Genomic DNA, 16610 nt, shown 5'->3' with positions numbered 1-16610 from the left:
AGGTTTCCAAACACTTATTTACCACAGCATTTTTTATATTTTTTTCCGCTTCCACAAGGGCATGCGTCATTTCTGCCGATTTTGTTTTCGTTTACGACAGTTCTTGTCTTGTTATACTCTTTTCTTATCTGCTGTCTCTTCTCTGATGTGAGTATATTCTCCCACTGACTCATTTCATACAGCCAGTCTGCTTTTGCAGAAAGCATGTTGAAATAGAGCTTTTCAAAATCAATTTCTAATTCTACAGATGTATCCTCTTCAAGAGTCTCCATGTCTATCTCTGTTGCCAGAGATGTATTTATTCCATCGAGGAACCCTATTACTGTCAGAGAATCCACTTCAAACTGATCTGCAATCCCTTTTACTGTACTTTTAAGTGTTTCAGTGTTATTTTCCAGAAGATATTCATAAAACTTAGCTTCCTTTGGAAGATAATCCCCCCAGAATTTCTCATATTCTGACTGATTATCAATTTGATAAGCCATCTTATCCCATTTGCTGTATAAAGACATAATATATGTTTCCTTTCAGTTTTATTAACTTTTGTATTATAGCAAAAAGCTTCATCCTTGTAAATAGTAACTAATAATTTTTAAGTTCTCTCTGCATCCTTCTGTCGGCGTCTTTCTTTGCCAGAGACTCTCTCTTGTCATAAAGCTTCTTACCTCTCGCAAGACCGATTTCCACCTTCACCTTTCCCCTCTTAAGATACACTTTCAGCGGAATGATTGTGTAGCCTTTCAGAGTCGTTTCTCCGATGAGCTTGTTTATTTCGGACTTGTGAAGCAGCAATTTCCTTACTCTCAGAGGATCGACATTGAATATGTTTCCCTGTTCATAAGGGCTTATGTGGACCTGTTTCAGATACGCTTCCGAGTTGTCTATCGACACATAGCCGTCAGAAATATTTATCTTCGACATCCTTACCGATTTAACTTCAGTTCCTTTAAGTTCTATGCCCGCTTCATATGTCTCCAGTATTTCATAATTGAATCTGGCTTTTTTATTCTGAGCAACTATTTTTATATCAGACACATTATTCTCCTCTTAATTTTTTTGCCATTTCTTTAGCTATGATCGAAAGACTGTCAAGATCTTCCTTCTTAGGTGAGCACTTGGCTTCAACCATATGCTCTATTACATCATACTGACTGCATTCTGCAAACTGTTTAAGAGTTTTCACGCCTCCACCGCTCCAGCTGTATGATCCGCATATTCCAAGTATATGATTCTGGATATTGTTCATTTCAATGACTTTTACGAGGTTTGCCATAGCCGGGAAAAGTCCATTATTATATGAACAGCTGGCAAGTATCAGGCCCTTGTATCTCCAGATATCATTAATGATATAGGAAGCATGAGTCTTGGATACATCATATATCTTGATGTTCTTTATTCCTTCCTCCGCAAGCTGCCTTGCTACTGTCTCAGCCATTGTTGCCGTATTTCCATACATTGACCCGTATACTATTACTACACCTTCTTCAGTCTGATAATTAGCCCATTTGGTGTATTCTTCAACTATTTTGGCCGGGTTAGTCCTCCATACAGGACCGTGTACCGGGCATATCATATTGATCTCAAGATCAGAAAGCTTCTTTAGAACTCCCTGCACCTGCTTTGAGTGTTTTCCTATGATGTTTGAATAATATCTTCTTGTCTCTGATTCATAGTATTTCCAGTTGATCTCATCGTCAAAAATAGGTCCGTTAAGTGCACCAAATCCTCCGAATGCATCCTGCGAAAATAGAATCTTGTCACATTTCTCATAGCTTACCATTGACTCTGGCCAATGAACCATAGGAGTCATGAAAAACTTAAGGGTTCTTTTTCCGATGCAGAGCTCGTCGCCCTCCTTAACTTCAATCATATTTTGATCTTCTATGCCGTAAAACTCCTTCAGCATCTCTTTTGTTTTTTTATTTCCAACAATTTTAACGTCCGGATAAAGGCCTAGAATGGTCCTGATCGAGCTTGAGTGATCCGGCTCCATATGGTGAATTACAAGATAGTCCAGATGAGTTCCACCAAGAGCTTCTTCCATTTTTTCAATGAACAGGTCAACCTTGTTTATTTTCACGGTGTCCATAAGCACGCTTTTTTCGTCTTTTATCAAGTATGAGTTATAGGTTACTCCATTGTCCAGAGGCCACATGTTCTCAAACAGATGCGTCTCCCTGTCATTGACCCCAATGTAATATATGTCTTCCGTAACCTTAACAGATAATGTATTCATTTTAAAGACCTCCAAGTTAATTTATTTTTTATTTGTCCCTCTTTATATATTATTTATAATCTATATGCTGATCTCAATTCAGATTATATAAGAGAAAGCCTGACTTCCTTGAATGCAAAATCTATGCTTTCTACTTTGGCATTCACAGAATCTCCTACGTGATATACCTTTCCGCTTCGCTCGCCTCTTGCGCAGTAGTTTGCTTCATCGAAAATAAAGTAATCAGTGTTTATATCCGAGAATCTTACAAGACCTTCTACCGTATTATCCAGCATTACAAACATTCCAAAGTTGGTAACACTTACAATTATGCCTTCAAATTCGTCTCCAATATGATTTTTCATATAATGACATTTCAGAAGGTCGTCTATGCTTCTTTCAACGTCCATGGCCTGTATTTCCATCTCAGAAGTATGTTCAGCCACATCATCAATAATATTTTCATAATGTCGGATTCTTTTTTCATCCAAAGCTCCAGAAAGGCTTTCCTTGATTATTCTGTGGATCTGAAGATCAGGATAACGCCTTATAGGTGAAGTGAAGTGAGAATAGTATTTGGCTGCAAGACCAAAATGACCTATACTCTCTGCAGAATATCTTGCTTTTTTTAGAGACCTCAGAAGTGCATATGATATGACCGTGCTCTGCTCAAGCTCCTTTGTCTCATCAAGGATTTTCTGTATATCCGATGAATGAACCTCACCGTCTCTTCTCGTCTTGACATTTATATTCATATTTTTAAGGAACTTGAATATATTTGATATTTTTTCCTCATCCGGATTTTCATGGACTCTGTAAAGGAAAGGAATCTCCTGTACACAGAAAACTTCAGACACTAGCTCATTGGCTGCAATCATGAATTCTTCAATAATCTTGTTTGCAGTTCCCATTTCGCGTTTTCTAACATCAACAACCTTATTGCCTTCAATCACAAACCTTGACTCTGGAAGATCAAAATCGATATATCCTCTTTTCCTCTTGTTGGCTTCGAGTATCATTGACAGTTCGTGAGATATTCTGAGTGCATCCTCAAGCGCAGGGTCCGAATATTTGGTTATCTGTTCTTCGGGATTTCCCTCCAGAAAATCTGTTACCTGATTGTATGTCAGCCTGTAGGAAGACTGTATTACGCTGTTTGCAATCTCATACTCTACGACTTTTCCCTTCTGGTTTATCTGCATTATGCATGAGACTGTCAGCTTGTCTTCGTGAGGATTGAGAGAGCATAGATCATTCGATATCTTTTCAGGAAGCATAGGAACAACTCTGTCTGCAAAATATATGGATGTGCCTCGAAGCAGAGCTTCCTTGTCTACAGGAGAATTCTCCCTTACATAGTGACTTACATCAGCAATGTGAACTCCCAGAATATAATTTCCATTTTCAAGCTTCGATATCGAGATAGCATCATCAAGGTCTTTTGCGTCCTCGCCATCTATAGTGAAGATCAGCGAACTCCTGAAGTCTTTTCTCTTTTTCAGCTCCAACTCATTAACATCACTTTCAAGCGATTTTGCATAGCTAATGACTTTTTTAGTAAATTCAGTTCGTATCTTCTTCTGTATCAGCTCTGCGTCGATTTCAACAGAAAGATCGTTCTTTTTGCCAAGTATTTCGATAATCTTTCCTTCAGGTTTTTTGTTCTTTGCAGGATACGAAATCAGCTTGCATACGACTATATCCTTGTCCTTCGCATCATTCATGCTGTTCCCAGGTATGAATACATCATATTGCTGCCTGCTGTCAGTAGGAATTACAAATCCGAAGTTTTTATTGTCTACAAAAGTTCCGACAACAATGTCAGTATTCCTCTGGAGTATTTTTACAACTTCTCCTTCAGTACTGCTCTTGCCATCTCCTGCCTCAGTGATTTTTGCCATAACTACGTCTCCATCCATAGCAGTCATCATATTGGACCCGGAAATATATATATCATCTTCCTCCTGTATAACAAAGCCAAATCCCTTTGGATTTATCCTTATCTTGCCTTTGACATATCCGTTTCTTGTAGTAAGACCATACTTCCCTTTTTTTGTTTTAAGGATGTCGCCAGATTCGGTTAAATCATCAAGTATCTTCGAAAGTTTCTCCTCATCAGACTTGTCAGAGGCAAATATCGCACTGAGTTCTTTGAACGTAAGATTTTTGTATGCATCTTCGCTCATCAACTCTAAAATTCTTTCAGAAACGTTTTTTCTCATATTACCTCCATGCAGCACCTTTTATATGCCTGCACAATAATTAATTAAATCCTATACATCAAGCTCCTGGCCTCTTTTTTCTATTTCGATTACTCTTGTACTGTTCTGTACATTCTCCATTACAGCTCTGAACTTTCTCGTTATATAGTAACAATCCTGGAAATGCATAGGTATGAATACTTTTGGACATACCTCTTCTATAAAATATTTCCCTCCATAATAATATGCGTCCTCAAGTCTTGGATCAACAGGGAAAAAAGCTATATCTATCTCACTGCCTTTTAAAATATCAATTTCCTTGAAGAACATTTTTTGCGCAGCTTCCTTTTCCTGATCAGTTTCGCCTTCCCAGTGCCACCAGTTAAGATCCCCCGCATGGAATATTTTTTTTCCGTCAACTTCAAGAAGATAGCTGAGCCCTTCATCAGTTGAACCAAATGTCTTCACAGGTATACCTTCAACTTCAAACTCCTGATAAGGGGCGCACCTTGTTATGTTGTCGCTTTTTGCAATCTTCAGATCACTCGATATAACATATTTAGCATTACTGTGGAGCTTGAATATCTCCTTGTCAAAATGATCATAATGAGCATGAGAAACAAAGAAAATCACAGTCTTGTCTTCAGGAAAATCTTCCGGCTGAAGCCTTCCGCAGTCTGAAGCGCTCTTTTTCTTGCAGTTGTCTTCGAAATAATCAAAAACCAGAATGTATTTTTCAGTTTCAATCAGAAATCCACTGTGAAACAAGTATTTAATTCTAATCATATATATAACCTCCCAGTAAAATTTATTTAAAGAGGATTACTGCGCTGTGCACACTAAAGTTGAACAGACTCAATAAAGACCGTTAATCCGTTGTATTAATTATACCGTAAAATTCTGCATTCTAAAAGCAAATTATGAATAATGATATTATATAGTAATCCAAAAAGAGTTATGATATAATTTTCTTTAAAACAAATGTAAATTATGAAAAATGAGGATACTTTATGAGACTGAACAAATATATTGCAGAATCCGGAATTACATCAAGAAGAAAAGCGGATGAACTTATAAAAAATGGCGAAATCAAGATAAACGGAGAAACAGTCACAGAACTTGGGACAGACGTTAACGAAAGTGATACGGTTGAATACATGGGCAGCATTATTTCGGTGCAGGAAAAGAAAATCTATATAATGCTTAACAAACCAGCGAAATATCTTTCATCAGTAAGCGATGACAGAAACAGAAAAACAGTGGTAGACCTTATCAAAGATAACTACAACATGAGGCTTTATCCAATCGGACGCCTTGATTATGATACAGAAGGTCTTATACTGATGACCAACGATGGCGAAATCACAAAAAAACTGACTCATCCAAGCCATAATATAAAGAAGACTTACTTCGTGAGAACAGACAGGCCATTCACCAGAGAACAGATACAAAACATAGTTAACGGAGTAGACATTGGCGGATATATAACAAGGAAGTGCGAAATAAAACTGAAAAAAGGCTCTGACAATGAATGCTATATTACAATCGGAGAGGGAAAAAACAGACAGGTGAGAAAGATGTTTTCTTCACAGAACCTCGAAGTGACATATCTCAGAAGGATATCAATCGGAGATCTAACGCTTGGTAATCTAGGCTCAGGCAAGACCCGCGAGCTGACCGATGAAGAAATAAAATACCTTAAATCAATAAATTGAAGCATTTCTTTCTTCAAATTCCGATATTAATTTAACAACGTATTTTTGTAATTTTTATCTATTTTTACAGACATATTATTACGCGATTGCCAAAACCCACTCTCAGGTGGGTTTTTTAATGATACTTCATTATTTTATATATTTTTTATTCTGACATTATGTATTGTTAAAATGCAGTTAATTGTTATTTTTTTATTTATAACTGCAACCCGAAAATCTATTAATTCAAATATGCATTTTTGGATTTATTTTGTTATATTTTTATGATATTTTATATATATACCTAATATAACAAGAAGGAGATTCATAATGAATAGAATGATAAATATTACCGAAACAGTATTGAGGGATGGCCACCAGTCCTTAATGGCTACTCGTCTTTCAACAGAAGACATGATGCCAATAATCAAGGAGCTGGACGAGGCAGGATACTACTCTCTCGAAATGTGGGGAGGTGCTACATTTGATTCATGCCTTAGATATTTGGATGAAGATCCGTGGGAAAGACTCAGACTGATAAGAAAAAATGTTAAAAACACAAAACTCCAGATGCTTTTAAGAGGACAGAACCTTCTCGGCTACAAGCACTACAGCAATGACGTGGTTGATATATTCATAAAAAAAGCAATCGAAAACGGAATAGATATAATCAGAGTTTTTGATGCTCTTAATGACTACAGCAATCTCATATCAAGCATAAACTCGATTAAAAAATACGGCGGTATAGCTCAGGCTGCCATAGTATACACAACAAGCCCGGTACATACAATAGAATATTACGTTGACCTGGCTAAAAAACTCGAAGTAATGGGAGCTGACTCCATATGCATAAAGGATATGTCTGGCATACTTTTGCCAAATGACACCTACGACCTTGTAAAAGCACTCAAGGAGAACCTCACGGTAAGCGTACACATACATACTCACTGCACTGCCGGCCTTGCAGAGATGAACTACATGAAGGCAGTAGAAGCAGGAGTAGATGGCATAGATACTGCGATATCTCCATTTTCAAAAGGTACCTCGCAGCCCCCAACCGAGTCGATGGCAGCTTCACTTAAAAATATAGGATATGACACAAATCTCAATTTTGATAAATTAAACAAAATCGCTGACTATTTTACAGGAATCAGAGAAAAATACATCGAATCAGAGATTTTCAATCTCAAAATGCTCGATACTGATATCAAGACTCTCGTGTATCAGGTTCCAGGAGGAATGCTCTCAAATCTTATGTTCCAACTCAAACAGCAGGGAATGTCAGACAGGTTCAACGAGGTGCTTGAAGAAGTTCCAAATATAAGAAAAGATCTCGGATATCCTCCGCTCGTTACTCCTATGAGCCAGATGGTAGGAACTCAGGCTGTATTCAATGTAATGCTCAAAGAAAGATATAAAATGGTTCCCAATGAGATAAAGGATTATGTACTTGGAAGATACGGAAATCCGCCAGTGCCAATCGATGAATCAGTCAAAACCATAGTTCTGAAGAATCACGTTTATGAAGATGCCTCCGTCAAGAGCTACATGCAGTTCAAAAAGGAAATAAACGGCCTTGCTCTCACTGAAGAAGATGTGCTTTCATATGCGCTCTTCCCTGACGTGGCACGTAAATTCCTTGAAAACAGATGGTCCATAACCAACAAAATAGAAAATACCATCTACGAAGAAAGCAATTTCAATCATCCAATTTAAAAAAATCTCCGGCCTGGATTTCCAGGTCGGAGATTTTAAATTTCTTATCTCGTATTTCTTATTTTTATCAGTTAAGCTATGTTTATCTCAAGCGTAACATTAAGACCTCCAATTATACCATTTACCGTATAATTTCCTGATCTGAGAGTAGCAGGAAGTACATATCCATTCGTACCAAGTCCTACCCTTGAAAGCCCTGTTTTTACTGAAGGTGCACCTATTACTATAGGCACGCTGCTTATTCCATCAGTTCCTCTAAGAGTATATGTTCCCGGCTTCAAGTCTCCCGCTTTGACATTCACTCCACTGAAATATACCGTCCTTGTCTTGTACGGTACTGTAAAAGACATGTTTATATTTGAATTGTACTTTCTGTAATTAAGCGCCGTGCTCTTTGATCCGTATCTTACCGCATCAGAGTCAGCTCCGAGGAATCCGCCAAAGCTGTTCCCTACAGGAGCAGTACCAGTAAACTCACCCGATCCCGCTATAGAAGCACTGTCTTCGAGATACATGGTTCCTCTGTTAGTAATAGATATGCCCGAGTTTGCTCTCAGAGTCTTGCCCTGCTTTACATTAAGTCGTGCGCCGTTTGCAACTACAAGGCTCTTGTCAAGCGTCATCGACTGGATAAGATCGGCATTTCCACTTAGAGTCATTATCTGACCTTCAGAAGTTGCAGATATAACAATCGCTGAATTACCATAAGTCTTGAGCGCCGTTCCCTGTTTACCTATGAGCTTTTTGCCAGCAGTGCTCAGAGTACCGTATGCCACAACTTTTCCACCGTTGTCTACAGTAATATCTCCTGTGCCAAGCTTGTTCAGAGTTGCCTGATTTTCAACTGTAAGCGTAGCATTTTTTGTTATCCTGAACTGCCTTGCTTCTTTGTTTCTCTCATTTGAAATTCCAGTATTTCTCTGACTGACAGTACCATCCACATAATAAGTCAATGTGTATCCATCTTTTACAATGATATTTTTTGTAGTTGTCACTGATCTTGTGAGAGTTATATTGGCTACCACCTCAATTGTTCCTACGTTGCTATTGTCAAGTGCACTGTAGAATTCATCAGCTGTGCTTACCTGAGCAGTAGATCCAGTTACCGAAGTAGACGTAAGAAGCTGAGTCGATGGAGCAGCAAGAGTTTGAATTCCCGCAGCAGCTTCTGGAGACATTGCCGAGAATAATATTCTGAAGGTTATTGTTTCTGCATCTTCAGATAATTCAAAAGAGCCGTCTACTGGTCCTTTTGAGGTTCCATTAGTATCAACAACTTTCACATCAGAGACATTAATTCCAAAGAATGTATATCCAGGCTTTGCTCTAAGCTTGATAAGCGCATAATAAGGAGTATCTGCTTTGAATTTGCCTGAACTGTCCAGGTCTCCCATCCAGCTTATAAACTCACTTCCAAATTGAGGATACCAGTCTGGAGTAGGTGCTATGGTTGTCTTGGGAGTTTCTCCTATCTTTGGCGTTATAGAATATATGTCGACTTTCGAAATCATCGTCCTCACCCTCAAAGGGTTAGTATATAATATTCTTGTCTGATTATTTTCAATTACGGATATCTTTATCTTTGCTCCGTCATGGATTTTCTGTAGCGTTATATTGTTTGGATTGGATTCTTCTATTCCGTCACTTCTCAGAAGAGTTACAGTTACGGTCTTCAAGATATCATCACTGCCGTTCTTTAATTCAAGAAGCTGCGCATAGCTGTAGTTCTGAGTTATCCCATTATATGGTTTAATGAGCATTTCCAGGGAATTAATATCCAGAGTTTTGCCCACATAGAAAATATTTGTTTTTCCAAGATTATAATCAAAGGTAGGGTCTTTCGAAATCTGTAATATTTCAAGTCCTTTCTCAGGTTTTACTACAATCGGAATATAAGCCAGTTCGATATTGTCGTAGCTGCTCGGTATCGGGTTCCCATTTGAATCTACCCTTACCCCGGATTCCGCATGAATTATCTTTATGCCTACATCCTTTGGCTGCCATTTATATTCAGGAGAGGTCACAAGGTCCGGACCGGTCACTGTGCTTCCACTGGATGTTTTCTGCATGACAATAATCTGCATGTTTCTGTATGAGTCACCTTCTTTGAAGTTGTACTCCTTCCAGGTATTATCGTCGCTCTTAACCGTATATTCATATAATTTCGGAGTCGAATCTGTAGCCTTTTTTCCATAGAAAACCTTTACACTGTCAGAAGCCTGTGCGTCATTTGGATTCTGATTTACGACCGAGTCTCGGTATACAGTTATAAGCCAGTCTGCAAGATTTGATGAATCTCCTTCATCAAACTGAACGCCCATATTAGTAACAGTAGCGCTCACGGCTTTAGAAGGAGGTTTTATTGCCATATTAACCTCAGTGCTTGCAGGAGCAACATCCTTTGCATGATGAGTTATCTTAAGAACCTTATTGTTATCCGAATCGCCAAGTCCTACATCATCACCATGCTGTACTGAAATGTCTTTTTTTGCTATTGACTGGGTTATCTTTACTTCTCTAAGGATATCCCCATTAGGTGCCGTCTGTTTGTATAAATCTGCTTCCTTATACTGACTGTCGCTTGTATATTCACTGCTCTTTATTACAAAATCTCCCAATGCCGGAATATATCTGAGGACTATCTGAGGTTTGTCAGGGTTACTGTTAACGAGCCTGATTTCCATGTTAGAGAAATCAAATTTATCTCCGTAAACATATGAGAATTTGTATCCATTAGCTGAAACTCCACTTATCCTTGGCACTGGAGTTATTTTAACCACAAGTGGGTCAGCTGCCTTTATTACTGTGTTATTTGGGTTTCTGAATGATACTGAAACATCCTTTGTCTCTTCTTTATCCCCAGGACTCTTAAGATTCAGTTGTGTTCCATTTGGAATTCCTGTTTCAATTCCCATATCTCTGAATGTATCGGAATCATTGCCCTCTGAATTTTTTGTTTTTTCAAATGTGACAGTCTTGGTAGTCTCATTGTCAAATCTCAAAAGCACCTTCATTCCGGTCAGGTCAAGATTATCTCCGTTGACATACTCTTTTTTCGGAGATTCAGTTATCATCAGCTCTTTAACTTTTGGAATTGGATTGACCGTCAGCGTTACTGTTGCAGTCTTTTTAGTTGGTACATGGGTTATCTTTACAGTCTTTGTGCTCGCAAGTACCTTGGTGTTTCCATCCGGGTTTGGATTTATAGATATTGAATTTGAGTTAAATTCCGATAATCCAAGCTTCCTTGTAGAGCCATTATCATACTGTATTGAAACTTCAAGTCCAGTTAGATCCAGTGAATCCCCTACTGTATATACAAGTTTTTCTGCAGATGGATATTTTGTTATTTCCATTCCTGTAACCTTCAGGTTTGGATTCACAGGTAGTCCACCATTGTCAAGATTTCCTCCCGGAGTAGTGTTTCCAGTTGATCCTCCAGGTATTTTATTTCCGTTTGAGGTTGTTCCCTGAGCGTCTTTGTCAACCTCAAGTCTTGTCGGTACAGTGTCCACTATGTTGTCATTACCTGTTATTACCGCGTTTTCAACTATTCCATCGCCTCTTATCGCTACTCTGTCTGCATCAGATTTGACATTAGACGTTTTGCTTCCCTTTTCTGCAATATATTCGCAGGCCTTAGCAGATGATGTGAAAAGTACGCTGTTTATTGTTCCGTATGCCCTTGTTTTTACAAAGGGAGCATAAACAACCACAGATGAAATCTTTCCATCAAGTGACATAAATGCATCTGCTGCTTTTCTGTTTACAGTTATTGAATTTACAGTTGATTTTTTATCTACATTTAGATCTGAACTTTCACCTTTAACCTGAATGGTATTTATCAATGCTTCTTCTACATTCAGTTCGCTTCCTTTGACGTTCTGAATAACCGAATCTACTTGACCTGTAATATAATTTCTTGAGCCTGCATTTATGTTGACATTTCCAACTATGGCAGGCGATTCAACCCTTAGTCTCAGGTCTCCTGACTCTTTTTCCATGTATACAAGGGCTACATCTGAGTCTCCCCTTATTATAACGGATTTAGGTCCTCCGCCCTTTATTACGAGTTTTCCTCTTACTGTTACATTTTCAAGCGTTACTTCACCTTCGCCTACGCTCGGAGCTATCCAGAGGTTGTCAACTATTCTGTTGCTTATGACTTCTCCCGCGTTTTCAACCAGAAGGTCTCCAGGTCCTACAAATATAGGATGAAGCTCTGAATTAGATGAGCTTGACATCGCCCTGTTTGATACAGCAGCCATTATGGCTCTTGTAACTGTCGCCTTTGGCCTCACGGTGTTGTCCGGATATCCGACGAACAGGCCTTCACTCACGGCAGCAGCAAAATAGTACTGATACCCGCCTGTTATCTTGGAGTAATCCTTGTACCCTGATACAGAGTCCACCGAATCAAGAGGAAGCCCCATTATCTGTGAAAACATGGCTCCTATCTGTTCTCTTGTTGCAGGAGAATTAGGCCTTAACTGCATTCCCGTTGCTACAGGCTGAAGATATCCATTTTCTACAGCGAGCGCTATATCGTTTGAATACCATTCATGAGGCTTTACATCTGTATAAGGGATGGCATACACATCTCCAGCACCTTCTATCTGAAAAGCCTTATTTATGATTTTTACTGTTTCTGCAATAGTTACGTAACGGTCAGGCTTCATTGATCCATCCGGATAGCCTCCCATAACTCCATTGTCTTTCATGGTCATAAGATCGCCTTCCGCCCAGTGACCAGAAATGTCATTTTTAGCTTTGCCTCTTGCAGGTGCCGAAAAAGCTGGCATTGCAGAAGTGAAAACCATCATCAAAGCCAGAACGACCGACAGATTCCGCTTTAAAAATATCTTCATAAAAAATTTCCTTTCTTGAAAAAAATTAGATGCTTATATATTCGGTATTGTAACATAAAACCGTTTAAAAGTCATTATATTGCTACAATTGTCATCAATTTGTATAATTTTTATTTTTTCATATATATTGTTATGATACAGAATTTTCGAAATATAGTGTTTTTTGTATTGACATTCCTCTTTTTATTATGTATGATTTTTACGAAAGTTATAATATAAACGTCAGGGGATACATAATAATGTCTTTCGGAAGAAAACTGAAGCAACTTAGAAAAAGCGCCAGGATAACTCAGACAGAACTGGCAGAAAAACTGAACATAACAACCAGAACCCTAATCAATTATGAAACTGGAAAGTGCTATCCAAAGCAGACAGAGATTTATGCTGACATTGCTTCTATTTTTGATGTAACTGTTGATTTTCTTATGTCTGAAAATGAGGATCTCTTCAAAAATGAAGCTGATTACAAAAAAACTCCTCAGATAAGAGCAAAAAAAGCTGCTGATGAAATAATAAGCCTTATGAAATGCGAAGAGCTGAGCGATAATGAAAAGGATATACTCATGAAGGCCATAACCGATGCATACTGGGACCTGAAAAAAATCTGATTACATAAGCTTCTGAATTAAAAACTGTTGACACAGCCTGCAAAAGAGTGTTAGAATATCCATAAGTTAGTTATCGCTAACTTATTTCTGATGCTACATACTACAAGGAGAATCTCATGAAATTAGTTATCATAGGCGGAAACGAACGTATGGTGTGTAAATATGCCGATGTATGCAAATGTCATGGCTGCGAGGCCAAGATACTTGTAAAGGAAAATGGAACACTGAAGAAAAAGATAGGTGCCCCTGATCTTATGATACTGCTTACAAATACAGTTTCACATAAAATGGTAAACAGTGCAGTCATGGAAGCAAAAAAATGCGGAATCCCTGTTGCCCGTATAAATTCAAGCAGTTCATCGGCCCTACACAATTTTCTATCTGAGCACTGCAAAAATGGCAGCTGCCCCAGCCTCAATTAAAAAAACAGAAGCTCAATGGCAGCAATACACTGCTGATGAGTTTCTGTTTTTTGTTTTATTCTAATCCGATTTTTTAAAGAGTTGATTTGCTCAATATCTTTCCTTCGTACTCGATTGCCTTAAGTTCAAGATCTTTCACTTTACCTGAGTATTCTCTTACGAACTCTTCATCCTTGATTGAACCAAGATTTATCTTTGTATTCAGAAGCGCTGAAAGCACAGCTGTTCTGGCCATCATGGCAGCTACAAGTCCATCTGACACTGCATTGCTGTTTCCCTTATCAACAGCCAGCTCAGCAAGCTCCATTATTCCAAATGCTGTGTTTGCAACCTCAAATGGTACTATTGCGGCTTCCTTGAGTCCTTCCTGCATAGCATTTCTTCTTATCTCTTTCTGCTCTTCTGTTTCTTTTGGCATACCAAGGGCCTGCATGTATTTGTTGAATGAGTTGGTATCTCTCTGAATGTCATCGATAAGCTGCAGTCTTATTCTCTGTGCCTTTTCTGCCATAGCAGACATTTCATCCTGTACGTCCTCATATCCCTTTTTTCCGATTGTAAGCCTTGCCACCATTTCAGACAGGGCTCCGGCAAGTGCACCAGCCAGTGCCGCAACGCTTCCTCCGCCAGGTGCCGGTTCGCTTGATGCTGTTTTTGATGCAAAATCCTCTACAGTCATATTTTTCATGTCCATGATATTATCTCCCTTGAAATTGATTATTTTACGACTACTCCATTTTTTATTACGGTCTCCACTATATTTACGCCTGCATGATATGGCAGGAAGTGTATGGATGGAAATTCAAGTATTATTATATCTGCCTTCTTGCCGGCTTCAATGCTTCCGATACTGTCCTGCCTTGAAAGCGCTGAAGCCGCGTTTATCGTAAGTGCTGTTATGATCTCTTCTACAGACATTCTCATCTGTATAGCAGCAAGTGCGATTACAAGCGGAACTGAGTTTGTAAAGCAGCTTCCCGGATTGAAATCAGTTGCCAGTGCAACGGCGCACCCGCTGTCAATTATATCTCTGGCTCTTGCGTAATCCTCTTTAAGACAGAATGCCGTAGCCGGAAGAAGTGTAGCAACCACATTATTTTCAGCCATCATCCTTATTCCTTCATCCGAAGCCTGAAGAAGGTGGTCCGCAGATACTGCGCCCAGCTCTGCCGCCAGCTCTGCGCCGCCAAGCCTCACTATCTCATCAGCATGAATCTTGAGTTTCAGCCCCATTTCCTTTGCGCTCTTGAGGAATCTTCTTGACTGTTCAATGCTGAAGACATTCTTTTCACAGAATATGTCTGCAAACTCAGCCAGGTTTCTTTCTCTGACTTTCTTCATGACTTCGATCATATAATCGATGAATTCGTCTTCTTTTCCCTTCCATTCAGGAAGTACGCTGTGAGGGCCAAGGAATGTCGCTGCAATATCTACAGGATGCGACTCGTTGAGAATCCTCATTGCCTCAAGCTGCCTTATTTCCGTTTCTTCATCAAGGCCATAGCCGCTTTTCCCTTCGACCGTAGTCACTCCAAATGCCATCATCTTGTCTAGTCTTTTTCTGCCTGTCTCGACAAATTCTTCAAGCACGGTGCTTCTTGTAGCTCTCACTGAGCTCGTTATGCCCCCGCCTCTTTCCATGATTGACATGTATGTGTCGCCTCTTAGCCTCCAAGAGAATTCATCTGCCCTGTAGCCTCCAAATATGAGATGAGTGTGTGAATCTATGAAGCCAGGAAGCACTGCTTTTTCTGATGCATCAATAACTTCATATTCTGACTCATCATACCTTGAGCTTATGTTTGAGGCTTCATCCACGTCAACGATGATTCCATCTTCTATCACAACTGAACCATTGTATATTATTCCTATGTTCGACATGTCGGAGCCTTTTTTGGGAGCCTTGCCCCTGCATGTAACTAGCTCGGAAGCGTTTTTTATAATCAGTTTTTTCATCGTTTTCTCCTGTTCAATCAATTACAGCTATATTCTCGTCTCAAGAACCTGATCCATACTGAAGTTTTCAATCTGAAGATAGTATTCTGCTGAATCAACGAGTGCCTGCATTGGTACAAGCCCTACTATCTCGCTTCCTATTACGTTTACTCCATATCTCTTTGCTTCCATCTTCACGGTCTCAAACACTCTGTAAACCGCCGATTTTGTGTAATCTGTAAGGTTCATAGATACCTGAGCCACGTTTCTGTCTTCAAGCATCACGCCCATAGCCTTCACATATCTGAATCCTCCGCTTATATGCCTTACCTGCTTCGCTATCTTGTCCGCGATTTCAAGGTTTGGAGTATCGAGGTTTATATTGTAGGCAACAAGCGGCATCCTTGCGCCGATAGCTGTAACTCCGCCTGTTGGATGGATTGTATCTGGACCAAAGTCAGGCTTCCACATATCCTGATCAAGCATTTTTTCCTTCATGCCTTCAAACTGCCCTTTTCTTACATTCGCAAGATTTTCTCGGTGGGGTGCGCTTGCTGACTTTTCATAAAGGAAGAACGGCTGTCCGAATCTCTCCGCTGCTTCTTTTGCAACCTCTTTTGCTATCTTGTCCGCATCTTCGATCGTAGCATTCTTTACCGGAATGAACGGAATTACATCTACTGCCCCCATTCTTGGATGCTGGCCTTCATGTTTTGTCATATCTATTAGCTCTATTGCTTTTCCTATGGCGCTTATAACCGCATCTCTCAGCGCTTCCGGTTCTCCTACAACCGTCACCACGCACCTGTTGTGATCCTTGTCCGGGCTGTAATCTAAAAGCTTTACATTTTCTTTTGCTCTGAAGCAGTCCATTATTTTTTCAATTTTTTCGAGGTCTCTTCCCTCGCTGAAGTTTGGTACGCATTCTATGATTCTGTTCATTGCCATCGT

General features: G+C 39.4%; 13 protein-coding genes. 4 read left to right on the top strand and 9 right to left on the bottom strand.

The genetic code is table 11. The features are described from left to right. Window positions 1-14: 14 nt before the first annotated feature. The 5 genes from AC4PGZ_RS04915 to AC4PGZ_RS04895 all read right to left on the bottom strand — a co-directional run bounded on the left by AC4PGZ_RS04915 (window position 15) and on the right by AC4PGZ_RS04895 (window position 5202). A complete protein-coding gene (locus tag AC4PGZ_RS04915; RefSeq protein ID WP_492159933.1) occupies window positions 15-512 on the bottom strand; it encodes an SEC-C metal-binding domain-containing protein in 498 nt (165 codons plus the stop codon). A gap of 70 nt (window positions 513-582) precedes the next feature. Then, window positions 583-1035, bottom strand: a complete 453-nt coding sequence (smpB, locus tag AC4PGZ_RS04910; protein ID WP_492159932.1) for an SsrA-binding protein SmpB — start codon at window positions 1033-1035, stop codon at window positions 583-585. Window position 1036: 1 nt separating this feature from the next. Beyond that, complete coding sequence (locus AC4PGZ_RS04905; RefSeq protein ID WP_492159931.1) at window positions 1037-2236, bottom strand: FprA family A-type flavoprotein; 1200 nt, start codon at window positions 2234-2236, stop codon at window positions 1037-1039. Between the two features lie 83 nt (window positions 2237-2319). Continuing rightward, complete coding sequence (gene rnr / locus AC4PGZ_RS04900; protein ID WP_492159930.1) at window positions 2320-4437, bottom strand: ribonuclease R; 2118 nt, start codon at window positions 4435-4437, stop codon at window positions 2320-2322. Between the two features lie 51 nt (window positions 4438-4488). Beyond that, window positions 4489-5202, bottom strand: a complete 714-nt coding sequence (locus AC4PGZ_RS04895; RefSeq protein WP_492159929.1) for an MBL fold metallo-hydrolase — start codon at window positions 5200-5202, stop codon at window positions 4489-4491. Between the two features lie 224 nt (window positions 5203-5426). Here AC4PGZ_RS04895 and AC4PGZ_RS04890 point away from each other — a divergent pair, with 224 nt between their 5' ends. Both AC4PGZ_RS04890 and AC4PGZ_RS04885 read left to right on the top strand, forming a co-directional pair. After that, window positions 5427-6131 carry a pseudouridine synthase gene (locus tag AC4PGZ_RS04890; protein WP_492159928.1) on the top strand — a complete coding sequence of 235 codons (705 nt, stop codon included), beginning with the start codon at window positions 5427-5429 and terminating at the stop codon, window positions 6129-6131. 309 nt (window positions 6132-6440) lie between these two features. Continuing rightward, on the top strand, window positions 6441-7826 hold the full coding sequence (locus AC4PGZ_RS04885) for an oxaloacetate decarboxylase subunit alpha (protein WP_492159927.1): 1386 nt from the start codon (window positions 6441-6443) through the stop codon (window positions 7824-7826). A gap of 71 nt (window positions 7827-7897) precedes the next feature. Here AC4PGZ_RS04885 and AC4PGZ_RS04880 read toward each other — a convergent pair whose 3' ends face one another. Then, the gene (locus AC4PGZ_RS04880) at window positions 7898-12694 is read right to left on the bottom strand and encodes an S-layer homology domain-containing protein (RefSeq protein ID WP_492159926.1); all 4797 of its coding nucleotides are present in this window, start codon (window positions 12692-12694) and stop codon (window positions 7898-7900) included. Window positions 12695-12933: 239 nt separating this feature from the next. Here AC4PGZ_RS04880 and AC4PGZ_RS04875 point away from each other — a divergent pair, with 239 nt between their 5' ends. Further along, window positions 12934-13302 (top strand): helix-turn-helix transcriptional regulator, encoded by a 369-nt coding sequence (locus tag AC4PGZ_RS04875; RefSeq protein WP_492159925.1) that lies wholly within the window; start codon window positions 12934-12936, stop codon window positions 13300-13302. Window positions 13303-13418: 116 nt separating this feature from the next. After that, window positions 13419-13724, top strand: coding sequence for a DUF2325 domain-containing protein (locus tag AC4PGZ_RS04870; RefSeq protein WP_492159924.1), 306 nt, complete (start codon window positions 13419-13421; stop codon window positions 13722-13724). A gap of 73 nt (window positions 13725-13797) precedes the next feature. On the opposite strand, the gene AC4PGZ_RS04865 is transcribed toward AC4PGZ_RS04870, so the two are convergent. The 3 genes from AC4PGZ_RS04865 to ftcD are packed head-to-tail and all read right to left on the bottom strand — an operon-like array spanning window position 13798 to window position 16601. Then, window positions 13798-14418 carry a cyclodeaminase/cyclohydrolase family protein gene (locus AC4PGZ_RS04865; protein ID WP_492159923.1) on the bottom strand — a complete coding sequence of 207 codons (621 nt, stop codon included), beginning with the start codon at window positions 14416-14418 and terminating at the stop codon, window positions 13798-13800. 23 nt (window positions 14419-14441) lie between these two features. Beyond that, a complete protein-coding gene (gene hutI, locus AC4PGZ_RS04860) occupies window positions 14442-15680 on the bottom strand; it encodes an imidazolonepropionase (RefSeq protein ID WP_492159922.1) in 1239 nt (412 codons plus the stop codon). Window positions 15681-15707: 27 nt separating this feature from the next. Beyond that, a complete protein-coding gene (ftcD, locus tag AC4PGZ_RS04855; RefSeq protein WP_492160246.1) occupies window positions 15708-16601 on the bottom strand; it encodes a glutamate formimidoyltransferase in 894 nt (297 codons plus the stop codon). Window positions 16602-16610 lie beyond the last annotated feature (9 nt).

It is taken from the genome of Proteocatella sp. QWL-06 (assembly GCF_058684135.1).
The sequence above is the reverse complement of the archived record's forward strand: the minus strand, read 5'-3'. Positions and strand labels throughout refer to the sequence as shown.